The 22,323-nt window shown below is 66.1% G+C and carries 17 protein-coding genes; all 17 read right to left on the reverse strand.

From position 1 onward, the window contains the following. Window positions 1–4: 4 nt before the first annotated feature. A complete protein-coding gene (gene lpxA / locus LQG66_RS06740; protein ID WP_231324669.1) occupies window positions 5–814 on the reverse strand; it encodes an acyl-ACP--UDP-N-acetylglucosamine O-acyltransferase in 810 nt (269 codons plus the stop codon). Between the two features lie 30 nt (window positions 815–844). After that, window positions 845–1,303: a 3-hydroxyacyl-ACP dehydratase FabZ gene (gene fabZ, locus LQG66_RS06745; RefSeq protein WP_231324671.1), complete on the reverse strand. Its 459-nt coding sequence runs from the start codon at window positions 1,301–1,303 to the stop codon at window positions 845–847. Further along, window positions 1,303–2,370 carry a UDP-3-O-(3-hydroxymyristoyl)glucosamine N-acyltransferase gene (gene lpxD / locus LQG66_RS06750; protein WP_231324674.1) on the reverse strand — a complete coding sequence of 356 codons (1,068 nt, stop codon included), beginning with the start codon at window positions 2,368–2,370 and terminating at the stop codon, window positions 1,303–1,305. The genes fabZ and lpxD overlap by 1 nt, the downstream gene beginning before the upstream one ends. 123 nt (window positions 2,371–2,493) lie before the next feature. Then, a complete protein-coding gene (gene bamA / locus LQG66_RS06755) occupies window positions 2,494–5,052 on the reverse strand; it encodes an outer membrane protein assembly factor BamA (protein WP_231324676.1) in 2,559 nt (852 codons plus the stop codon). Window positions 5,053–5,226: 174 nt separating this feature from the next. Further along, a complete protein-coding gene (gene rseP / locus LQG66_RS06760) occupies window positions 5,227–6,378 on the reverse strand; it encodes an RIP metalloprotease RseP (RefSeq protein WP_231324678.1) in 1,152 nt (383 codons plus the stop codon). Between the two features lie 40 nt (window positions 6,379–6,418). Beyond that, a complete protein-coding gene (gene dxr, locus LQG66_RS06765) occupies window positions 6,419–7,642 on the reverse strand; it encodes a 1-deoxy-D-xylulose-5-phosphate reductoisomerase (RefSeq protein ID WP_231324680.1) in 1,224 nt (407 codons plus the stop codon). Between the two features lie 37 nt (window positions 7,643–7,679). Further along, window positions 7,680–8,531 (reverse strand): phosphatidate cytidylyltransferase, encoded by an 852-nt coding sequence (locus tag LQG66_RS06770; protein ID WP_231324682.1) that lies wholly within the window; start codon window positions 8,529–8,531, stop codon window positions 7,680–7,682. Next, a complete protein-coding gene (locus tag LQG66_RS06775; protein ID WP_231324684.1) occupies window positions 8,528–9,286 on the reverse strand; it encodes an isoprenyl transferase in 759 nt (252 codons plus the stop codon). The genes LQG66_RS06770 and LQG66_RS06775 overlap by 4 nt, the downstream gene beginning before the upstream one ends. A 12-nt stretch (window positions 9,287–9,298) precedes the next feature. Beyond that, entirely contained in the window at window positions 9,299–9,862 is a 564-nt protein-coding gene (gene frr / locus LQG66_RS06780) for a ribosome recycling factor (protein WP_231324686.1), read from the reverse strand. 166 nt (window positions 9,863–10,028) lie between these two features. Then, on the reverse strand, window positions 10,029–10,745 hold the full coding sequence (gene pyrH / locus LQG66_RS06785) for a UMP kinase (protein WP_231324688.1): 717 nt from the start codon (window positions 10,743–10,745) through the stop codon (window positions 10,029–10,031). A gap of 74 nt (window positions 10,746–10,819) precedes the next feature. Next, complete coding sequence (gene tsf / locus LQG66_RS06790) at window positions 10,820–11,743, reverse strand: translation elongation factor Ts (RefSeq protein WP_231324690.1); 924 nt, start codon at window positions 11,741–11,743, stop codon at window positions 10,820–10,822. Window positions 11,744–11,871: 128 nt separating this feature from the next. Then, window positions 11,872–12,864: a 30S ribosomal protein S2 gene (locus LQG66_RS06795; RefSeq protein ID WP_231324692.1), complete on the reverse strand. Its 993-nt coding sequence runs from the start codon at window positions 12,862–12,864 to the stop codon at window positions 11,872–11,874. A 154-nt stretch (window positions 12,865–13,018) separates the two neighbouring features. Beyond that, window positions 13,019–13,540, reverse strand: coding sequence for a DUF2846 domain-containing protein (locus LQG66_RS06800; protein ID WP_231324694.1), 522 nt, complete (start codon window positions 13,538–13,540; stop codon window positions 13,019–13,021). Window positions 13,541–13,630: 90 nt separating this feature from the next. Continuing rightward, on the reverse strand, window positions 13,631–14,593 hold the full coding sequence (locus LQG66_RS06805; RefSeq protein WP_231324696.1) for an FHA domain-containing protein: 963 nt from the start codon (window positions 14,591–14,593) through the stop codon (window positions 13,631–13,633). Then, entirely contained in the window at window positions 14,590–15,885 is a 1,296-nt protein-coding gene (locus LQG66_RS06810; protein WP_425601294.1) for a S1C family serine protease, read from the reverse strand. The genes LQG66_RS06805 and LQG66_RS06810 overlap by 4 nt, the downstream gene beginning before the upstream one ends. Before the next feature lie 183 nt (window positions 15,886–16,068). Then, window positions 16,069–18,348, reverse strand: a complete 2,280-nt coding sequence (locus LQG66_RS06815; protein ID WP_425601295.1) for a caspase family protein — start codon at window positions 18,346–18,348, stop codon at window positions 16,069–16,071. A 181-nt stretch (window positions 18,349–18,529) separates the two neighbouring features. After that, window positions 18,530–22,060, reverse strand: a complete 3,531-nt coding sequence (gene dnaE / locus LQG66_RS06820; protein WP_231324704.1) for a DNA polymerase III subunit alpha — start codon at window positions 22,058–22,060, stop codon at window positions 18,530–18,532. Between the last annotated feature and the right edge of the window lie 263 nt (window positions 22,061–22,323).

A 22,323-nucleotide genomic window follows, 5' to 3' on the forward strand; every position in this document is an offset into this window, starting at 1 on the left:
GCGCTCAATGCTCGGTTGCCGGCCTGCCGATCTCCGGCAGGCACAAGGCGCGATGGCGGCCCCCCTCGATGAAGGCCAGGATCTCGGCAATGGCCGGATCCTCTCCGGCCAGCGGACGCACGGCCGCAAGACGATCGGCGAACACGCCGGGACCGTGGAACAGCTTCTGATAGAAGGCGCGGACAGTGGCGAGACGCTCTCGGGTGAACTTGCGGCGCTTCATGCCGATGACGTTGAGGCCTTCGAGCGCGGCGTACTGGCCGTTGACGAGGCCATAGGGAATGATGTCGCCGCGCACGCCGCAAACGCCGCCGACCATCACGCCGTGGCCGATGCGGGTGAACTGATGCACCGCAGAGAGGCCGCCGATGTAGACGGCATCGCCGACCTCGACATGGCCGCCGAGCGTCGCCGACGTCGCGAAGATCGCGTTGTCGCCGACCACGCAATCATGGGCGACGTGGGCGTTGTTCATGAAGAACCCGCTGTTGCCAACCTTCGTCAGGCCGCCGCCCTTGGTGGTGCCGATGTTCATCGTCACGCCCTCGCGGAAGGTGCCGCCGGAGCCGATCTCCAGCCGGTGCGGCTCGCCGCGGTAGCTCAGATCCTGCGGCGCGCCGCCGAGCACGACGAAGGGCGAGATCACATTGTCGTCGCCGAGCGTCGTATGTCCCATGATCTGGACGTGACTGATCAGCCGGCAGTTGGCCCCGATCACGACATTGGGGCCAATGATGCAGTAAGGGCCGATGACGGTGCCCTCACCGATGACGGCGCCGTCCTCGACGCGCGCGGTGGGATCGATCTTACTCATCTCGACGCAATCAACTCTCTACCCAGCAGGTCAGTCGGTCAGCATCGCGCCAACATCGGCCTCGGCGACGACGACGCCGTCGACCTTGGCGTCACCGTGAAACCACCACATCGTCTTGCGCCGGCCGATCGAGCGCATGTGGTATTCGATGGTCTGGCCCGGCAGCACCGGCTTGCGGAACTTGCATTTGTCGATGGTGAGGAAATACACCGCGCGCGGCTTTTCCGTGCCCTCGACCGACTTGATGCCGATCACGCCGGCGGTCTGCGCCATGCCCTCGATCATCAGCACGCCCGGATAGACCGGCCGCTCCGGGAAGTGCCCCTGGAAGCAGGGCTCGCCGATCGAAACGAGCTTGACGCCGATGCCGCTGTAGTCGGCCCGGATGTTCTTCACGCGATCGATCAGGAGAAACGGATAGCGGTGCGGAAGCGTCTTGAGAATCTCGTTGATGTCGACGTCCGCAAACCTGATGGGTGACTCCTCCATCACTCCCGTCCTTCGTCCCTGTTCGTCGCCGCAGAATCGCGCACCAGCCGTTCCACCGCGACGATCTCGCGGAACCACTGCTTGGTCGGCTTGGCGAAGAATCCGCCCCACCGACCGTTCGGCGGAATGTCGTCCTTGACGCCGCTCATCGCGGTCACCTGCGCACCATCGCCGATCGTGAGATGGTTGTTGATCCCGACCTTCGCCCCAAGCGCGACGTTGTCGCCGATCGTGAGGCTTCCTGCCAGTCCGATCTGGGCCGCCAGCAGGCAATGCCGACCGATTGTGACATTGTGGCCGATCTGAACCTGATTGTCGATTTTGGTGCCCTCGCCGATCACCGTATCGCGCAGGCTGCCGCGATCGATGGTCGTCCCGGCGCCGACCTCGACATTGTTCTGGATCAGCACCCGTCCGGTCTGCGGCACCTTGAGGTGACCGTCCGGACCGAAGAAGATGAAGCCATAGCCGTCCTGGCCAATGCTGCAGCCGGGATGGATCAGCACGTCGTTGCCGATCAGCGCGCATTGAATGACGGTGCGGGCGCCGACGTTGCAGTCGCGCCCGATCTTGACGTGAGGACCGATCACGGCGCCGGCGCCGACGACGGTCCCAGCCCCGATTTCGACATGGGCGCCGATGACGGCGAGCGGCTCGACGATGACGCCATCCTCCAGCCGCGCCGTGGGGTCGACGATCGCCTGCGGCGAGATGCCGTCATCGCCAAACCAGGGTTGCGGGCGCAGCGCGTCCGCGTGTCTCTCGCGCGCAAGCTGAACGAAGGCCCGGAACGGCTGATTGGCCCGGAGCACCGCGACATGCGGAGGCACACGCGATTCGAAGCGCGGGCTGACCAGGCAGGCGCCCGCCTTGGTCGCCGCCAGATCGTCGGCATATTTGAGATTGTCGAAGAACGCCAGATGCATCGGGCCGGCTTCGTCGAGCGAGGCCAGTCCCTTGATCACCTGCTCGCCGCGGGTGGCATCGACCAGCGTGGCCTTGGTGGCCGCGGCGATCGCCGCCAGCGTCGCGGGAGGTGAAGCCTGGAAGAAGATCGGTTGTGCCATTCCGTGGTGCCGCCCCGGGAACAAAAAATCAGAGCCCGGCCCCGGCATTCCGGAACCGAGCTCCATTCTCTTACACCGTCCGGGCCGGCCTAGGCCAATCCGGAATCGGCCGAAGCAGCCGCCTTAGAACGTCGTGCCGCCACCGAACCGGAATTCCTGCGTCCGGTCGAACTGACCCTTGGTGAGCGGGATCGCGTAGTCGAAGCGCAGCGGACCGAACGGCGACGCCCACACCAGACCCACACCGACCGAGCTGCGGACCTTGTTCTGGTCGTCGAACTGCAGGCCGAGACAGGTGCCGGCATTGGCAGCCTTGGTCGCAGTGGCAGCGGTCGGCCGGATACAGCCCGGCTGGTTGACTTCGCCCGTCAGCGCCCAGGAGGTCGGTCCCTGGTAGCCCGACAGACCACCGGCGTCGGCGTAAACCGCACCCTTCAGGCCCACTTCACGCGGCAGGAACCAGAACGGCATCTGCAGTTCGAGCGAAGCGCCCCAGTACTTGGTGCCGCCCAGCGCGTCCTGCGTGCCGAACGGATTGATGTCACGCGGACCAATGCCGTTCGGAGCGAAGCCGCGAACCAGGTTCGGACCCATCTGGAAGTGATCCAGCATGCGCAGCTGGGTGTTGCCGATCTTGTTCAGGATACCGCCCTGCAGATGGACGATGCTGACGATGTCCGACACCAGCGGCGTGAAGTACTTCGCGTCGAAGGCAGTCTTCAGGTACGACACGTCGCCGCCGACACCCGCGAAGTCCTGCTTGAAGTCGACCAGCAGGCCGTCGGTGGGGTTCTTGTTGTTGTCGAGCGTGTTGTAGTTCAGCGTGTAGCCGAGCGCCGAGGTCAGCGTCGCACCCTTCGCCAGCTCCTGGCGGACCGGCAGCGAGGCCTCGCCATTGGCAAAGCAGCCCAGGCCGTTGTTGCCGGTCGGATCAACGCCACCGTTCGCGTTGATGAACGCGGGCGTCGGGTTGAACGGCACCAGGCGGTTGCCGATCAGGCTGCCGGCGGCGAGGTTGTTACAGTCCGACAGCGTCGCCGGCAGCGTGATCTCCTGGCGGTAGATCGAGTAGCGCAGCTGCAGCGACAGGTCTTCACGCAACTGGAAGCCGAGCCGCGGGCTGAAGCCGAGCGTCTTGGTGCCATAGGAGATGAAGTTGTTGGCGAGCTGCTGGCGCTGATAGAAATCGAGGCCGAGCGCGACACGGTAGTCGAGCAGATAGGGCTCGACGAAGGACAGCGAATAGCCCCGCGCGAACTGGCCGTAGGTGACGGACGCCTTGGCGAACAGGCCGCGACCAAGGAAGTTGCGTTCGGAGATCGACACCTCGGCCAGCGCGCCGTCCGTGGTCGAATAGCCGCCGGAGATCGAGAAGTCGCCGGTCGACTTCTCCTCGAGAGCGACGACCAGCACGACCCGGTCGCTCGACGAGCCCGGCTCGGTGGTGATCTTCACGTCCTTGAAGAAGTCGAGGTTCTTCAGCCGGCGCTCGGCACGATCGACCAGCGCGCGGTTATAGGCATCGCCTTCAGAGATATCGAACTCGCGGCGAATGACGTAATCGCGGGTCCGGGTGTTGCCGCGGATGTTGATGCGCTCGATGTAGGTGCGCGGACCCTCGTCGACCGCAAACACCACCGAAACGGTGTGGGCCTCGAAGTTGCGATCGCCGCGCGGGCGGACCACAGCGAAGGCGTAGCCGCGACGCGACGCCTCGATCTGCATCTCCTCCACCGACTTCTCGATGTTCTCGACGTTGTAGAGCGAGCCGACACTGACGCGCGAGTAACCGCGCAGCGAGGTGGCATCGAGCGTCGCGATGGACGACTGGAAGTCGACCGAACCGACCCGGTACTGCTGGCCTTCCTCGATCTTGAAGGTGACCAGGAAGCCCTTGCGCTCAGGATCATACTCGGTCAGCGCGGCCACGACCTGGACGTCGGCATAGCCGTTCTTCAGGTAGAAGCGCCGAATGAGGTCGCGATCGGCCTCGACGCGGTCCGGGTCGTAGACGTCGCCGGAGCCGAGGAAGCTCAGCAGGTTGGACTCATGGGTCTTGATGATGTCCTTCAGGCGATAGGACGAGAAGGCGTTGTTGCCGACGAACTCGATCGACTTCACGCCGGTCTTCGCACCTTCCTCGACCGTGAAGATCAGGTCGACCCGGTTGTTCGGCTGCTCGATCATCTCCGGCGTGACGCGGATGTCATAGCGACCCGACCGGCGGTAGATCTCGGCGATGCGCTGCGCGTCGGCCTGCACCATCGGCTTCGACAGGGTACCGCGCGGCTTCGACTGCACTTCCGCGGTGAGCTGCTCGTCCTTGACCTTCTTGTTGCCCTCGAAGGCGACGCGGCCGATGACCGGGTTCTCGACGACGGTCACGACCAGCCGACCACCTTGGCGGGCGATCTTCACGTCCGAGAACAGACCGGTCTCGATCAGCGCCTTGAGGCCGTCGTCGACCCGACCGGCATCCAGGGTCCCACCGGGGCCCGGCTTGAAGTAGGAGCGGATGGTTTCCACTTCCACGCGCCGGTTACCGACCACTTCGATCGAGTTGACCGACTGTGCAGCGGCTGGAGACGACAAAACCACGTTCGCCAGCGGCAGAGCCACCGGAACGGCGAACATGATTAGGGTGGCCAGCAACCCCCCCCGCACCCGCAATCCGAACTTCATGCGCTACGCGCCCTTATATTCCGATGCCGGTTCCGTACCCCTACGAACCCGACAGATTCCCATTTGTCGTTCGCTTGTAGCCAATTTGGACCCGACGGCAAACGCCGGATGTCTCTGAATTTTCAAATTCGTTTCAAAACGTTGCCTAACGGCCACGTCGTAAAAAGGCCGCGTTTAGGAACCGGCGAGATGCAGGATGTCGTTGTACGTTGCAAAGACCATCAGCATCAGAACCAGCCCCAGGCCGATTCGGAACCCCATTTCCTGGGCGCGCTCCGACAGCGGGCGCCCCCGGGCCGCCTCGACCCCGTAAAACAGCAGGTGTCCGCCGTCGAGCAGTGGAACCGGGAACAGGTTCAACAGCCCGATCGAGACCGACAGCGTCGCACACAGCTGCACAACGAACTGGAATCCAAGGCTCGCAGCCTGTCCCGAAAGTTGTGCGATTCGGATGGGACCGCCGACGTCGCCGGCGCTCCCGGCGCCCGCGACCAGCGAGGCAATGAACTTGAAGGTCGTGGCGATGATGAACCAGACCTGCTCGAAGCCGATCTTGATCGATTCGAGGAACCCGACCGGGACCGACCGTGATTCGTCCGGCTTGGCGTTGTACTGGATGCCCAGCACGCCGATCCGGTGGCTGTTGCCGAACAGGTCCTTGACCTCCTTCAGCGCCGGCGTCGCCTTGAGGGTGAGTTCCGCCCCGTCGCGCTTGATCAGGAAGTTCAATTCCGAGCCGGCGCTGACCGAGACCACGCGCTGCATGTCGGCAAACGTCTCGATCGCGCGGCCATCGATCGCCGCAATGACGTCGCCGTCCTTGAAGCCGGCGGCCGCCGCGACGCTGTCGGGCTGGACCGCGTCGACCCGCGGCGTGGTGTTCGGCTTGCCGAAATAGAGGGCCATGCCGGCAAAGATGATGACCGCGAGGATGAAATTGGCGATCGGGCCGGCCGCGACGATCGCAGCGCGCTGTCCGACCGTCTTGTGGTGGAAGCTGTCGGCGCGCTCTTCGGCCGTCATCTTGGCAAGCGCGTCGGCCGACGGGGTCGAGGCCTCGGATTCGTCGCCGAAGAACTTCACATAGCCGCCGAGCGGGATCGCGGAGATCTTCCAGCGGGTGTTGTGGCGGTCGTTGAAACCGATCAATTCAGGACCAAATCCGAGCGAAAACGTTAAGACCTTCACGCCGGCCCAGCGCGCGATCAGGAAATGGCCGAGCTCGTGGAAGAAGACCACGATCGTCAGCACAAACAGGAACGGGATGATGTAGCCGAGAAGGCCGTTGCTCAACGTATTGAAAATATGGTGGAAAAATTCGGACATCCGATTCCCTTCCCGCGAGCCCGAGGGCTCATCCAACCCTCTAAGATGCTTTTGCGGCGATTTGAGGCAAGAGGCCCGCGGCCCTTTTTCGCGCATCATGGTCAATGGCGATCGCGTCGTCCGCCGACGTCAGCGGTGCCAAATTACCTGAACGGGTCCAATTCTCGAGGGTGGCCTCGACCAGCCGGGCAATGGCGCCGAAACGGATCTGCCCAGCAATGAAGGCGGCCACCGCCACCTCATTCGCGGCATTGAAGACAGTCGTCGCGCCGTGGCCGGCGCGCAGCGAATCGTAGGCCAGCCGCAGGCCGGGGAAGCGCTCGAAATCCGGCGCCTCGAACGTCAATGTGCCGATCTTGGCGAGGTCCAGCCGATCCGAGGGGCCCTTGATGCGTTCCGGCCACCCCAGGCAATGGGCGATCGGGATCCGCATGTCGGGGGCGCCGAGCTGGGCCACGACCGACCGGTCCGAGAACTCGACCATGCCGTGGACGATCGACTGCGGATGCACCAGCACGTCGATCTCATCAGGTGACAGCGCGAACAGGTAGGACGCCTCGATCACCTCGAGGCCCTTGTTCATCATCGAGGCCGAATCGATCGTGATCTTCTGGCCCATGCTCCAGTTCGGATGCTTGAGCGCCTGGGCGAGCGTCGCCTGCTCGATGTCGGCAGCGGCCCAGGTCCGGAACGGTCCGCCGGAGGCGGTGATGATCACGCGCACCAGTTCCTCGCGATTGCCGGAGGACAGCGCCTGGAACAGCGCATTGTGCTCCGAATCGGCCGGCAGGATGCAGGCCCCGGCCTGCGCCGCGCGCTGCATGAAGAAATCGCCGGCACAGACCAGGCATTCCTTGTTGGCGAGCGCAACGGTGGCGCCGCGGTCGACCGCAGCCAGCGCCGGCTTCAGGCCGGCCGCGCCGGACACCGCCGCCATGACCCAGTCGGCGGGACGGGCGGCGGCCTCAATGATGGCGCTCTCCCCTGCTCCGCATTCGATCCCGGTGCCGGCCAGCGCATCGCGCAGCTCGTCGAGCCCTGCGGGATCGGCGACCGCCACGAATCGCGGGCTGAACTCCCGAGCGAGCTTGGCCAGCCCCTGGACGTTGCTGTTACCGGTCAGCGCCTCGACCCGGTAGCGCTCGGGCGCGCCGCGCAACAGGTCCATGGTCGAATCGCCGATCGAGCCGGTGGCGCCGAGCACGGTGATGCTGCGCACCTCCGCGAGGCCGGCCGTGTTGTTCCGCAATGGCACTGCGCTCATGTTCTCACCAAAAATCTCGACCGGTCAGGAGGGCCGGTCACCAAACCAGAAGACCGCGGCCGACACCATCGAGGCCGCCCCGCAGCAAACCCACGATCGCCGCAAAGACGATCGCCGCGACATAGCCGTCCAGGCGGTCCAATAGGCCGCCATGGCCCGGAATGATGTGACTGGAGTCCTTGACCCCGAAGCGTCGCTTGACGGCGGATTCGAGCAGGTCGCCGAGCTGAGACACCACCGACAGCACCGCCGCCACCACGACCATTGCCACCAGCCCGCCGGCATCGGCAAGCGACCAGCCGGCGGAGACCACGAGGCTGGCGGCGAAGCCGCCGATCGCCCCGGCCCAGGTCTTGTTCGGGCTGATCCGCGGCGCGAGCTTCGGCCCGCCGATGCCGCGTCCTGCGACATAACCGCCGATGTCGCTCGCCCACACGACCAGGAAGACCAGCACCAACGCCTGCCATCCGTGCGCGGCGTCGAACCGCACCAGCACGGAGGCGAGCTCGGCGGCTGAGGCATAGACGAAGCCGGTCGCGACCCAGGCGCGACGCCCGGCAGCGAGAGCCGTGACGAGCAGGAGCCCGAGGCCGAGCACAACGACGGCGAAGTCGACCAGACCAAAGGCGCAGCAGATGCCGGCGACCGCGATGGCCAGGGCGCCGGCCGTGCCGACGCTGACGGCCCGGCCCTCGCCGACCACCATCAGCCATTCGAGATAGAGGCCGGCCGCGACCACCGTGACCAGCACGGTCCAGAACACCCCGCCGGCATAGGCTGCCCCGAGCGCCAGCGGCACCAGCACGAGCGCAGCCGCGACCCGCAGCAGGAGATTGTGCTGCCCGGCTCTTGCGGCGTCTGCGACGGCTGCGGTGTCGGGCTTGCTCACGAGGCGGTTTTCGCCACGAGGCCGCCGAAGCGGCGTTCACGCCGGCCGAACTCGGCAATCGCGCCTTCGAGCGTGGTCTTGTCGAAGTCGGGCCAATGGACCGAAACGAAGACGAGCTCGCTATAGGCGGCCTGCCACATCAGGAAGTTCGACAGCCGCTGCTCGCCGCTGGTGCGAATGATCAGATCAGGATCGGGAATATCGGGCGCATCGAGATGACTGCCGATGGCGTCAGCATCGATCGAGGCCGGATCGCGGCGGCCTTCGGCGACCTCGCGCGCAAGCCGCTGCGCTGCGCGCGCGATCTCCTGGCGCGAACCGTAATTGAAAGCGACAACGAGCGTGAGCTTGGTATTGCCCGATGTCAGTTCCTCGGCTTCGCTCAGCAGCGCGCAGATGTCGGGCTCGAGCCCGGCGCGCTCACCGATCACCCGGACCCGCACGCCGTCGCGATGCAGGGTGGCGAGATCATTGCGGATGAAACGGCGCAACAGCCCGAACAGGTCGCCGATCTCGGTCGCCGGACGCGACCAGTTTTCGGACGAGAACGAGAAGATCGTGAGATAACGGATGCCGAGCTCGTGCGAGGCGCGGACCACGCGGCGCAGCGCGTCGACGCCGCGGCGATGACCTTCCGCGCGCGGCAGCCCGCGCGCCGCGGCCCAGCGGCCGTTGCCGTCCATGATGATGGCAACATGGGCCGGGCCGTCGGAGCAATCCGGCGCCTCCGTCACGGGGGCCGCGGCTTTGGACATGAAAAGCATCCTTCAGACGGTGAGGATTTCCTTTTCCTTCGCCGTCAGCAACTGATCGATCTCCGAGATCACGCTGTCGGTCGCCTTCTGCACGTCGGCGGCGATGCGCTCCTGATCATCCTCGGAAATCTCGTGATTCTTTTCGAGCTTCTTGGCCGCATCGAGACCGTCGCGGCGGACGTGGCGGACGGCGACGCGCGCGGCTTCCGCATATTTGTGCGCGACCTTGACCAGCTCCTTGCGGCGCTCCTGGTTGAGCTCGGGAATCCGCAGCCGGATCACCTGCCCTTCGGTCGCCGGCGACAGGCCGAGGTTGGAATCGACGATCGCCTTCTCGACCGCCTTCACCATCGTGCGGTCCCACACCTGCACCGAGAGCAGGCGCGGCTCGGGCACGGAGACGGTGGCGAGCTGGTTGAGCGGCATGTGCGAGCCATACGCCTCGACCTGGACCGGCTCCACCATCGACGCCGAGGCCCGGCCGGTGCGCAGTCCGCCGAGCTCGTGCTTCAGCGCCTGGGTCGCGCCCTGCATGCGGCGCTTCAATTCGTTGAGATCGAACTTGTCCGTGGACATCACGCTTTCCTTTCTGCAACCCGGGACTCTCAGGTCCGTTTCGCGCGCCTCCTTGAGGGAGGCTGCCGGCCGGACTCGACGCATGCCGGGCAAATCTCTGTCTCGCCTTCGCTTCTACCGCAGGCCCGGGATCGGTCCAACACCGGCAAACCGACGGTGCCGCGGTTCAACCCGCGACGATGGTACCGCGCCCGCTGCCCTGCAACATCGCACCGATCGAGCCGGGTTCGGCAATTGAGAAAACAATGATAGGCAGCGACGTCTCGCGGGCAAGCGCGAATGCAGTCGCATCCATGACCTTGTAGCCGCCCTCGATCGCCTGCGAATGGGTCAGCCGGTCGAATCGCTTCGCGGTTGGATCCTTCTTGGGATCGGCACTGTAGACGCCATCGACATTGGTGGCCTTGAGCACCGCCTGGGCGCCGATCTCGGCGGCCCGCAGCACGGCGGTGGTGTCGGTCGTGAAGAAGGGATTGCCGGTGCCGCCGCCGAGCAGCACGATGCGGCCTTCGGCCAGCAATTTGTGCGCCGCGGCACGGGTGAAGAGCTCGCACACTTCCGGCATCACGAACGCCGAGAGCGCCTGCGCCGGAGTGCCTTTGCGCTGGATCGCGGCTTCCAAGGCCAGGCAATTCATGACGGTCGCAAGCATGCCCATCGTATCGCCGGTCGGGCGCGACACGCCCTTCGACGAAACTTCCACGCCGCGCACCATGTTGCCGCCGCCGACCACGACGGCGATCTCGACGCCGAGCTTCTGGGCCGCAATCAGGTCGTCGGCGATGCGATCGACGGTCGCCTGGTCGATGCCGAAGGCGTGGCTACCGGCGAGATACTCGCCCGACAGCTTGATGACGACGCGACGATAGAGCGGCTCAGCCATTCGCCAATGCTTCCCTGTCCCGCGCGTTGAGATCCGGCGCGACGGCCGCGCCGGATCGAGACGACATCCAGTCGTTACTTCTTGCCGCTGGCCGCCGCCACTTCGGCGGCGAAGTCGGTCTCTTCCTTCTCGATGCCCTCGCCGAGCGCATAGCGGACGAAACCGGCAACCTTGATCGGACCGCCAACCTTGCCTTCGGCTTCCTTCAGCGCCTGCGCGACCGACTTGCCGCTGTCGTGGATGAAGGCCTGCTCCAGCAGAGTGACTTCCTTGTAGTAGGTCTTCAGGCCGGACTCGACGATCTTCTCGATCACGTTTTCCGGCTTGCCCTGCTGCCGATACTTGTCGGCGAGCACGTCTTTCTCGCGCTTGACGAGTTCCGGATCGAGGCCGGCGGCATCGATCGCCTGCGGGTTGGCCGCCGCGACATGCATCGCGAGCTGACGCCCGAGCACTGCGAGTTCGTCGGTCTTGCCAGGCGATTCCAGCGCCACGATCACGCCGAGCTTGCCCGCGCCTTCGATCACGGCGCCATGGACGTAGCTCGACACCACACCTTCGCTCACTTCGAGCGAAGCCGCGCGGCGCAGCGTCTGGTTCTCACCGATGGTCGCGATCGAATCGGCGATCGCGGCCTCGACGGTGATGCTGCCGACTTTCGCGGCCTTGATCTTCTCCACGTCGGAGCCGACGTCGAGCGCGACCTGGGCGATCATCTTGACCAGACCCTGGAAGTGCTCGTTGCGCGCGACGAAGTCGGTCTCGGAGTTGACCTCGACGACGACGCCCTTCTTGCCCGAGGTGAGCGCGCCGATCAGACCCTCGGCCGCAACGCGTCCGGCCTTCTTTGCAGCTTTCGACAAGCCCTTCTTGCGCAGCCAATCCTGCGCGGCCTGCATGTCGCCGCCGGTCTCGGTGAGCGCAGCCTTGCAGTCCATCATGCCCGCGCCGGTCGACTCGCGCAGGTCCTTCACCATCGCTGCGGTGATATTAGCCATCGTTGAACGTCCTTTTGCCTGTCCAAAGCGCGACGCAGCGGACGACGTCTCGCCATCCGCTGCCAGGAAATACCTCGATCAGTCGCGATGGCCGGCGTCCGACGCCGGCCAGATAGTCTTGCGTCGTCTTACGCGTCGGCGAGCGACTTGGCCTGGGCGACCCAGGCATCGGCACGGCTCGGCAGACCGACTTCTTCGCCGATCTTGTGAGCGGTGTCGTGGTTCAGCTCGGCGAGCTGCCAGTAGTGGAAGACGCCGAGGTCGTTGAGCTTCTTCTCGATCGCCCCCGACACGCCGGTGAGCTTCTTGAGGTCGTCGGCGGTGCCGCGCGGACCGGGCAGCCCCTGGAACGTCGCGGCCGCCGTCGCTGCCGGAAGCTCTTCCTCGAGCGGCGCGGAAGAGGCGCCGACATCGATGCCGAGCTCGCCCTGCGCACGCGAGATGCCGTCGATGGCGGCGCGCGCAATCAGGTCGCAATACAGCGTAATGGCCCGACCGGCGTCGTCATTGCCGGGAACGACATAGGTGATGCCCTTCGGATCGCAATTGGTGTCGACGATCGCGGCGACCGGGATGTTGAGGCGCTGGGCCTCCTGGATCGCGATGTCTTCCTTGTTCGTGTCGATCACGAAGATCATGTCGGGCAGACCGCCCATGTCCTTGATGCCGCCGAGCGAGCGGTCGAGCTTGTCGCGCTCGCGCTGCAAGGTCAGCCGCTCCTTCTTGGTGTAGGAGCTGGCTTCGCCCGAGGACAGCACCTCGTCGAGGTGACGCAGGCGCTTGATCGACGCCGAGATCGTCTTCCAGTTGGTCAGCGTGCCGCCGAGCCAGCGCGAATTGACGAAATACTGGGCGCAGCGCTTGGCCGCGTCAGCCACGTTGTCCTGGGCCTGGCGCTTGGTGCCGACGAACAGGATACGGCCGCCCTTGGCGACGGTGTCGCTGACCGCCTGCAGTGCCGTGTGCAGCAGCGGCACGGTCTGGGCGAGGTCGATGATGTGGATGTTGTTGCGGCTTCCGAAAATGAAATCGGCCATTTTCGGGTTCCAGCGGTGAGACTGGTGACCAAAGTGAACGCCAGCTTCGAGCAGCTGGCGCATAGTGAAGTCGGGCAGCGCCATAGGATGATACTCCGGTTGTTCCTCCGGAAACGCGTGAGCAAAAACGGGCCGTTAAGGCCCGGCTTGCCACCGGACGCCCTCTTTGAGAGCCAAGTTTCCGTGTGAGATGGCGCGCTATATAGCCGGATTTTCGCGCAACGCAAGGAAAATGGGCCTATTCGGCCTGCAGAAGCTCCGTGAGGACCGTCTTCGCCTGCGATTCCTGAAGCGGAACGAAATCGACTGGCCCCTTATTGTCCGCCCCCGACGAGGCCGCAGCCATCACGCCCATGCCGACCAGACCGAACGCCATTCCCCCGCCCTGCATGGCCCTGGATCGATCGCTGGGCCTGATCGAGAAGAAATAGGTTCGCCCGGGCTCGGTATTGAAATCGAGGATGGAATCGCCCGGGAACAGCGTCTGGGTCGCCACGAGATGGTGCGGTCCCGCCGGTCGGTCGAGATAGACGTAGGTGCCGGGCAGGAGCCGACTCAACGCAACGCCGTCGACCTTGGCGTCGCAGCTGGTCCTGTCCAGCCAGGAGTCCTTCAAGCTCATGATGACGATGCGGGAGTGGCCGGGTCGCGGCGATCCGATCTTCTGCGATACCACCGCGTATTCGGTCCCCTCCTTGCCGGTAAGGCACCCTGATACCAAGAAGGCCGATCCCAGCCCCAAGAACGCGCGTCGGTTCATCCTGAAGTCCCCCGTAAAACCCCGGAACCGAGGCTATGACGGGAACCCGCAAACTTTCAACCTCTGGCGGCAAAGAGAGTGGAACTGTGCTCAGCGCTCCACACCCGTGCCTCTCGCCTCGGTGCGGGCCGCATCGAGCTCGCCCTTCAGCTTCGCGACGTCATCGAGAAAGGCGCGCTCGTCGCGCAGCGGAACCAGGCGCAATGACGGGGGCAGGACGACGTGGGTGACGTTGGGCCGGCCCGAATTCGCGAACGCCTCCGACCGCTGCAGGGTCTGGACAGCGATCGCCACGACCAGCAGCAAACCGACCACAAGGCCTTTGGCCAGCAGATGCGTGCGTCCGACCTCCCGCAGATGCAGGAAGCATATCGCCGCAAGAACGATCCATGATGCGACGTAGCCATAGGTGAACACGGCGGTCCAGGTCAGGGCAAACGAGGCAACCTGCGCAAACTCGCTATAGATCCAGAAGGCGACCAGCCCGGCCTCTGCGATCAGGAGATGGCGCACAAAGTGCGAGCGTCCGGAAAACAGGCGTGCCAGCAGCGCCCAGACGCCGACCCACGCCGTGACGACCCCGATCATCGTGAGGGTCGGCACGAGATAGTCGGACAGATGCGCCTCCGAGGTCTGCGCAAACCAGACCATCATCGCGTTGAGGGCGAGCAGCACGGCGCCGAGCGCAATTGCGGCGACGATCGGGAGCGCGCCACGCTCGGATCCCGCCAGCCGTTCGGGCTCGACGGCATGCCCCGCCTCCCGCACCCGAAGCAGGGTCTGTCCGATCCGGATCGGCTTGATGCCGTCGAGAACGAGCTGCTGCTTTCGGCTCCTGCTGCGGTCGAGATACATGCCGTTGGCGCTGCCGAGATCTTCCGCGACGAGTTGTCCCTCGCCGTCACGGAAGATGCGGACGTGACGCACAGCCACGTAGGGATCATCGACAATGACGTGGTTGTCGTAGCCGCGGCCGATGCTGATCTCGGCGGCATCGAGGCGGAAGCGCCCGGCAACGTCGCGATGCCTGGAGAGGATCTCGACCCAGATCATCGCACGGCCTGCAAACGCTCGAGGAAGCTCTTGCCAAGCTGTAACGCGTCGTCATAGGCGATCGCCTGCAGGCTGAGGCGTGAGACCAGCGCTTCGTCGGCGTGGTCCTGTGTCACGGCGACCATCGCCACGTCGTAGAGGCCGTCGAACTCGCGATAACCTTGCGCGCACCAGATGACCCGCAGCGGCGGATGCTCGGCTGCGGCCGGCGCCATGCCCACGAAATCCTCATTGCAGTGCTGCGGCGTGTACCATTTGCGGAATGAGCCGCCCAGCGTGAGCCGGGGCTGCGCCAACTGAGTCAGCACGGTCGCGAACTGGAATTGGTTGAGATCGATCGATTTCGCATAGGCGTGACTGACCTCGACGGCGCCCGTGTTCAGGTCGGACGCGACATACACGCTCGCCTCGGCTTTGCAGCTCGTCGAATTGATGCTGGCGCGCGGCTTCGGCGAGGCGCTGGCGTTGGTGCTGGCCCAGCATTCGAACCACGCCGCGCGCGTTTCCGGCGCCTGATAGGACCCAAATACGCGGTCGCGGAAGCCCTCCTCGCCCAAGGATTTGTAGAGCGCCCCGCGCCAGCTGACGAGCTGCGCGATCACGTCCTTGCGCAGATCCGCCGGCGCAGGCTTCGCATCCTGTCCTCGTGCCACCAGCGCAGCAGCGAAGCGCGCCGGCACCAGGAAGCTGATCAACTGCCCGCCGCGCCGGGTCGCGACGTTGACGCCGACCACCTGCCCTTGCGCATTGACCGCCGGACCGCCGCTCATGCCGGGATTGAGCGCGCCGGTGAAGTGGATGTGATCGTTGTAACTGTGCTCGACGAGGCCGTTATACGTGCCTTCAATGATGGTGAAGCCGAGATCGAGCGGGTTGCCGAGCGAATACAGCCGCTCGCCCTTCGGCAGGCTGCCATCGAGCGCGGCCTTGTCGAAGCCGAAGAACGGCGCGTTCTGCTTCTCGACCCGAACGAGCGCAAGATCGTTCGGCAGGTCGACGGCGAGCAGCGCCACCGCACCCTGCGTGCCATCGGCTCCGGTATATTCGAGCCGATAGGTCTTGGGCTCGAGCGCGGCATCGGAGACCACGTGATAGTTCGTGATCGCAAGTCCGTCGGCCGAGACCAGGAAGCCAGACCCGGTCGAGGTCTGGCGGCCGGCATCGGCGACGAGCGTGCGGATCTGAAGCAGGCGCGGCGGCGCCGAGGCATAGACGGTTTCGGCGCCAGGCAACGGCTGCGATTCGGCCCGCGACGGGAGGCCTGCGACGCCAGCACTGCAAAGGGCGGCCATGATGGCGCTTCGCCAGAACAGCGCGCGCACGATACCAATAAACGCTGAAATCAATGATGCCCCCGCAACACGTCGTCGGCTGCCGACGTCCTGCGCCCACGATCGATCAGTCCGGCGGTCCGGCAGATATCGAAAACAGGCCGACGTTGCAACCGCTGCGCCGCCAAACCGACGCGCGACGGCTCAACAATGCGGGACGTTCGGCGGACACCTCTTGCCGGCAGCAGGAGCCGGCCGCGGCGGTGGCGCCGCAGGCCTTGCCATCTGAGGCGGTGGCGCCGGCCGTGCCATGGCGGCCACCGGCGGCGGGCTGGGACGTGCGATAGGTGGCGGACTGGGTCGGGCCACCGCCGGCGGGGGAGCTGGACGCATCATAGGCGGTGGCGGCGGCCGGACCGGGGCCGCTCGGACCATGGGCGCGACCGGCGGTCGTGGCGGTGACGGCGGCGGACTCAGCCGAGCGACCGGCGGCGCGTGCCGTTGGATCGGCGGCGGCGCGGCCTGTTGGATCCGTGCTCGCGGCTCCGGTCCGCGCGGAACCGCAGCCGGCAGCACCGGGCGAGAGGTCGTGGTCGCTGGCCTCGTCGGGGGGGCAGCGGGCGCGCCGGGCGGCGTGCGGTTCGCATGCAGGCCGGAGATCGGCTGTCGCGACGGCGGCGTGCCGGTCGGTTGCGCCGCTTGAGCCGGGCCCGGCGCGGGTGCGGTCAGCGCCGACGGGCGCGCATTCGGAGCGGTGGCGGATGGCGGGATCGCGGGCGCACCGCGGCCGGGCACTGGAAGGGCGTTCGCGGCGGGCGCCGCCTGGCCTGGCCGGCCTGCCGGCGTCAGAGGCCCACCGGGCGCGACGTTGATTGCCGGTCCATGCCCTGCGGGACCGGCGGGCGCGCCAGGCAACGGCGCCTTGCCTTGCTGGATCAGCGCTGCTCGCTGCACCACCGCCGGCGGCAAGGCCGGCGTCACGGCAACCGGCGGCGACGTCGCCGCCGCCGCCGGGCCGGTCGCGATCGGCCCGGCGGGCGCCGGACGGTTGATCACGGTGGCGATGACGGTCGTGTTGTGGATGTTCTGGTAGATGATGTTGTTCGGCGGCGGCGCGACGAAGGCCGGTGGCCGGACATAGAGCGGGATCGGAATAAAGACCGGCTGGGGCAGGATGAACACGCCGACCGGCGCGAATGGCGGCGCCAGATCGACGAAATCAGGCGGTGGCGGCGGCAGCACGTAGATCGGCGGCGGTGGCGGCGGCACGAAGCCGAACTCGGGATCCGAAAACAGCAGCACCGGACGTTCGACATAGATGACCTCATCGAGCGGCGGCGGCGGCACGTCATACTCGATCATTGCGAAGGTTGGCGGCGGCTCCGATGCGGCAGCCAAGATCGCCAGCCGACGCCGGGCGTCCGCGGCATGCGCGCCATAGGGATAGCGCTTCAGATAGGACCAGTAGGCCTCAGGGCTGTCGGTGCGATAGGTCCGCCGCCAGGTCAGCGCCTCGCGGCGGGCGGCAACGATGGCCCGCACGCGCCGGGCGAGCGGATCGTTCGGATAGGCGGCGATGAAGTCCTCGTAGCCTTGCAGATTGTCGCGCTCCAGCGCCGCCGCATAGGCCTCCTGCACCGGCAGGTCGCGGATCGGCCGCGCGCGCAGCGCCGCCGCCTGCTCGGCCGAAGCCTGCGTGGCGGGCGCATCCGGCGCCCGCTCGAAGAACGTGAAGGTCGTCTGGACCTTCTGCGCATCCCAGGGCACCTGGGCGCCCTTGGTCGCTTCGTTGACACGCAGCCGAAGGCGATCGAATAGCTCGGGCAACAACAAGCCGCCGGTGCGGATCATTTCCGCAAGCGACTGGGCGTACATGCCGTAGGAACCGGTTTCGGTCGGAGCGATGGTCCCCGGAGCCGCGTTGAAGGCGATCAGCATGTTGTTGTCGGGCTCGACCAGCGCCAGCCCGCCGGCGATCGTCGGACCGCTTGCGATGAAAGGCTGCTGACGCGCCGCATCGAGCACGACGACGCTGGCCTTCACCGGCGTCGCCGCAAGCTGGCGGATGTAGTCGCTGAGGCGCAGGCCCTCGGTCGGAATGTCGACGTCGCTGCCGACGTTGGCATCGACGGGAAGAAAATAGTTCTCGCCGGCGAGCTGCATGCCGTAGCCGGCAAGATAGACCATCGCGACGGTGTCGCCGTCGGACGACTGGGCCTTGTGAATGAAATCGCGAAAGCTCTTGCGCAGCGTGTCGGCATCGAGGTCGCGGGCGCCGACCACGTCGAAGCCCGCCGCCTGCAGCGTCTGCGCAATCAGGCCGGCGTCGTTGGCCGCCGTGGCCAGCGGCCCCTTGGCATAGGCGCCGTTCCCGATGACGAGCGCGATGCGCTTCTCCGGCGCGGGCTGCTGCGCTGCGGCAGGCCAGACCGGAGCTGCCAGCGCGAGCAGGCAGAGCGAGACACAGCAAAAGATCCTGGGCAAGCGCATGACGATTCGAGCCCCTTCAAGGCATCCCGCCCGGATTCAGCAGGAGGATGGCTGAACCGCGGTTGAACGGAGGCGTCTCCGTACAGCCGACGCGCAGCTTTTTCGTTCCGTGTCCCCGGTTTCACCGGCGCGGCGGCCAAGCCAAGGCCGCCTCATCGGAAACGACCGCGGACGATCAAAGCTGCTGCACGTCGACCACGCCGGTCACCGCCTTGATGGCGCCAGCGATTTGTGGCGAAACCTTGAAGCGCCCGGGCAGCTTCATCTCCACCTCGGTCTCGAGGTCGAGCATCATGACCAGCGACACCTCGCCCTCGCCGGCGGCGGCCCGCGGCGCCAGCGGTGGCGCGGCCGCCTTGGCCGCGGCACCATGGCCGTTGGCCGGCGCTGCTTCCGGCCCCTGCAGCCGCCTGACGATTGAATCGAGCGGCTTGGTGTCGCGCAGGAAGATGCGCAGGCCGCGCTGCGTCTTGGCGGCAGCATCGTCGAGCGGCTCGGCATGAAGCACGCGGGCGCGGACGTCGTCACCCTGCAGCTCGGCGCCGAGTTGCAGCAGCACCGCAGCCCCAGGCTCGAGCACGTCGCGATATTGCGCGAGACCTTCGGAAAACAGCACGGCCTCGAAATGGCCGGTCGGATCGGACAGGCCCATGATGCCCATCTTGTTGCCGGTCTTGGTACGGCGCTCCATGCGTGACACCACGGTGGCGGCGACCTTGCCGGCGGTCGCGCCGGTCTTCACCGCGCGCGAGAACTCGGCCCAGCTCTGCACGCGCAGGCGCTTCAGCGCCGCGGCGTAATCGTCGAGCGGATGCCCCGACAGGAAGAAGCCGATCGCGTCATATTCGCGCCGCAGCCGCTCGGCTGGCAGCCAGTTCTCGATGTTCGGCAGGATGATCGCGGGCGCATCGGCGGCGTTGCCGAACATGTCGTTCTGGCCCGATGTGGCGGCCTCATTGGCACGCTGGCAGGCCGCGACGATGGCGTCGGCGCCGGCAAACACGCGCGCGCGGTTCTTGTCGAGCCCATCGAAGGCGCCGGCCGCGGCCAGCGTCTCGATGATGCGCTTGTTGATCGCGCGCGGATTGACGCGGGCGGCGAAGTCGGCGAGCGAGGTGAACGGGCCCCCCTTGTTGCGGGCCTCCACGATCATTTCGATCGCCTGCGGTCCGACGCCCTTGAGCGCTGCCAGCGCATAGAAGATCGTGTTGCCGCTGACCTCGAAGGTCGGACCCGACCGGTTGATCGACGGCGGCTCGACCTTGATGCTCAGACGCTGCGCCTCGGCGCGGAATTCCGACAGCTTGTCGGTGTTGTTGAGATCGAGCGTCATCGATGCGGCGATGAACTCGACCGGATAGTGCGCCTTCATATAGGCGGTGTGATACGACACCAGCGCATAGGCGGCCGCGTGCGACTTGTTGAAGCCGTAGTCGGCGAACTTCGCGAGCAGGTCGAAGATGGTGTCGGCCTGGTCCTTGGGCACGCCGTTCTGGGTCGCGCCTTCGACGAAGCGGACACGCTGCTTGTCCATCTCGGCGCGGATCTTCTTGCCCATGGCGCGGCGCAGCAGGTCGGCTTCGCCGAGCGAATAGCCGGACATCTGCTGCGCGACCTGCATCACCTGCTCCTGGTAGATGATGACGCCGAAGGTCTCCTTGAGGATCGGCTCCAGGATCGGGTGCAGATATTCCGGCTCCTCCTCGCCGTGCTTGCGCGCGCAATAGGTCGGGATGTTCGCCATCGGGCCCGGCCGGTACAACGCGACCAGCGCGATGATGTCCTCGAAACGGTCGGGACGCATGTCGATCAGCGCCCGCCGCATGCCCTGGCTTTCAACCTGGAACACGCCGACCACATCGCCGCGCGCCAGCATCTGATAGCTCGGCGCATCGTCGATCGGCAAGGTCGCGAGATCGACATGGACGTCGCGCTGCTTCAAGAGCTTGACCGCGACATCGAGCACGGTCAGCGTCTTCAGGCCGAGGAAGTCGAACTTGACGAGGCCGGCCGGCTCCACCCACTTCATGTTGAACTGGGTGACCGGCATGTCCGATTTCGGATCGCGATACATCGGCACCAGCTCGCTGAGCGGGCGGTCGCCGATCACGATGCCTGCAGCGTGGGTCGAGGCGTGCCGCGTCAGACCCTCGAGGCGCATCGCGATGTCGAAGGCGCGCGCCACCACCGGGTCCTCGTCACGGAACGCCTGCAGCTTCGGCTCGCCCTCGATGGCCGCGGCAAGCGTCACCGGCGCGGCCGGATTCTGCGGCACCAATTTGGTGAGCTTGTCGACCTGGCCATAGGGCATCTGCAGCACGCGGCCGACGTCGCGCAGCACACCGCGCGCCTGCAGCGTGCCGAAAGTGATGATCTGCGCCACCTGGTCGCGGCCGTAACGCTGCTGAACGTAGGAGATCACCTCGCCGCGACGGTCCTGGCAGAAGTCGATGTCGAAGTCCGGCATCGACACGCGCTCGGGATTGAGGAAGCGCTCGAACAGCAGCGCGAAGCGCATCGGGTCGAGGTCGGTGATGGTCAGCACCCAGGCCACCAGTGAGCCGGCGCCGGAGCCGCGGCCCGGGCCGACCGGAATGCCGTGCGCCTTCGCCCATTTGATGAAGTCGGACACGATCAGGAAGTAGCCCGCATATTTCATGCGCATGATGACGTCGAGCTCGAACGCCAGCCGCTTCTGATAGTCCTCCTCGGTCATGCCCGGCGCCATGCCGTGCACCTTGAGGCGCCGCTCCAAGCCCTCCTCGGCCTGTCGCTTCAGCTCGGCCGCCTCGGCGCTCGCGGCGTCCACGGCATCGGTGCCGGTGCCGGCGCCGACCGTGAACAGCGGCAGGATGGGCTTGCGCGTGCGCGGCCGATACGAGCAGCGCTCGGCGATCTCGACCGTCGAGGCCAAGGCCTCCGGAATGTCGGCAAACAGCACCGCCATTTCGGCGCGCGTCTTGAACCGATGCTCCGGCGTCAGCTGCACGCGCTCGGTATCGGCGATGAGGTGGCCGCCGGCGATGCACAGCAGCGCATCATGCGCCTCGTAGTCGTCGGTCGTCGCGAAATAGGGTTCGTTGGTCGCCACCAGCGGCAGCCCCTTGCCGAAGGCAATGTCGATCAAACCACTCTCGACGCGGCGTTCACGATCGACGCCATGGCGCTGCAGCTCGATGTACAGGCGGTCGCCGAACAGGCTTGCCAGCCGCTCGCAGCGTTGCGTCGCCAAGGCGGCCATGTCGTGCTGGATCGCAAGCGAGATCGGGCCGTCCGGACCGCCGGTCAGCGCGATCACGCCATCGACGCCCTCCTTCAGCCAGTCGAACTTGATGTGCGGCGCCTGGTGCGTCGGCGTGTCCAGAAACGCGCGCGAGTTCAGCCGCATCAGGTGGCGGTAGCCTTCCTCGCGCGCCGCCAGCAGGACGATTCGCGACGGCTGCGCCACCGCGGCGGCGTTGCGGGCATTGGGGTCCATGTCGCCGAAGTCGATCGCGAGCTCGCAGCCCACGATCGGCTGGATGCCGTAGCCCGCCATCTTGTCGGAGAATTCGAGCCCGCCGAACATGTTGTCGGTGTCGGTCAGCGCCAGCGCCGGCTGGCGGTCAGCCTTGGCGAGCTCGCCCAGCTTGGCGATCTTGATCGAGCCCTTCAGCAGCGAATAGGCGGAATGGACGTGGAGATGGACGAATCCGGCGCTGGACATGCTCGCCTTGCAACTTCCCTTGGGACTTTCCGAGACTACGGCGTGGCGTTGGCCGGCAGCGGCTGGATCACCCGATCCCGGCCCATCACCGACTCGCCCAGCCATGATATCGGATCAGCTGCAGGCGAGTCCGTCGGCGGCTCGCTTTGTCCCGCTTTTCCCCAGTGGCAGCCCTGGAAAACTCAAAGCTGGGGAATGATTTGCGCCCAGAGCGCGATCATCCCGACGAACAGCGTGATCGACGCCAGTGCGGCGGCTTCTTC

This window comes from Bradyrhizobium ontarionense (genome assembly GCF_021088345.1).
Taxonomy (GTDB): domain Bacteria; phylum Pseudomonadota; class Alphaproteobacteria; order Rhizobiales; family Xanthobacteraceae; genus Bradyrhizobium; species Bradyrhizobium ontarionense.

Excerpts from the sequence above, each read along its gene's own strand:
- lpxA (WP_231324669.1), bottom strand. The coding sequence starts at position 814 with ATGAGTAAGATCGATCCCACCGCGCGCGTCGAGGACGGCGCCGTCATC.
- fabZ (WP_231324671.1), bottom strand. The coding sequence starts at position 1,303 with ATGGAGGAGTCACCCATCAGGTTTGCGGACGTCGACATCAACGAGATT.
- lpxD (WP_231324674.1), bottom strand. The coding sequence starts at position 2,370 with ATGGCACAACCGATCTTCTTCCAGGCTTCACCTCCCGCGACGCTGGCG.
- bamA (WP_231324676.1), bottom strand. The coding sequence starts at position 5,052 with ATGAAGTTCGGATTGCGGGTGCGGGGGGGGTTGCTGGCCACCCTAATC.
- rseP (WP_231324678.1), bottom strand. The coding sequence starts at position 6,378 with ATGTCCGAATTTTTCCACCATATTTTCAATACGTTGAGCAACGGCCTT.
- dxr (WP_231324680.1), bottom strand. The coding sequence starts at position 7,642 with ATGAGCGCAGTGCCATTGCGGAACAACACGGCCGGCCTCGCGGAGGTG.
- LQG66_RS06775 (WP_231324684.1), bottom strand. The coding sequence starts at position 9,286 with ATGTCCAAAGCCGCGGCCCCCGTGACGGAGGCGCCGGATTGCTCCGAC.
- frr (WP_231324686.1), bottom strand. The coding sequence starts at position 9,862 with ATGTCCACGGACAAGTTCGATCTCAACGAATTGAAGCGCCGCATGCAG.
- pyrH (WP_231324688.1), bottom strand. The coding sequence starts at position 10,745 with ATGGCTGAGCCGCTCTATCGTCGCGTCGTCATCAAGCTGTCGGGCGAG.
- tsf (WP_231324690.1), bottom strand. The coding sequence starts at position 11,743 with ATGGCTAATATCACCGCAGCGATGGTGAAGGACCTGCGCGAGTCGACC.
- LQG66_RS06795 (WP_231324692.1), bottom strand. The coding sequence starts at position 12,864 with ATGGCGCTGCCCGACTTCACTATGCGCCAGCTGCTCGAAGCTGGCGTT.
- LQG66_RS06800 (WP_231324694.1), bottom strand. The coding sequence starts at position 13,540 with ATGAACCGACGCGCGTTCTTGGGGCTGGGATCGGCCTTCTTGGTATCA.
- LQG66_RS06805 (WP_231324696.1), bottom strand. The coding sequence starts at position 14,593 with ATGATCTGGGTCGAGATCCTCTCCAGGCATCGCGACGTTGCCGGGCGC.
- LQG66_RS06810 (WP_425601294.1), bottom strand. The coding sequence starts at position 15,885 with ATGGCCGCCCTTTGCAGTGCTGGCGTCGCAGGCCTCCCGTCGCGGGCC.
- dnaE (WP_231324704.1), bottom strand. The coding sequence starts at position 22,060 with ATGTCCAGCGCCGGATTCGTCCATCTCCACGTCCATTCCGCCTATTCG.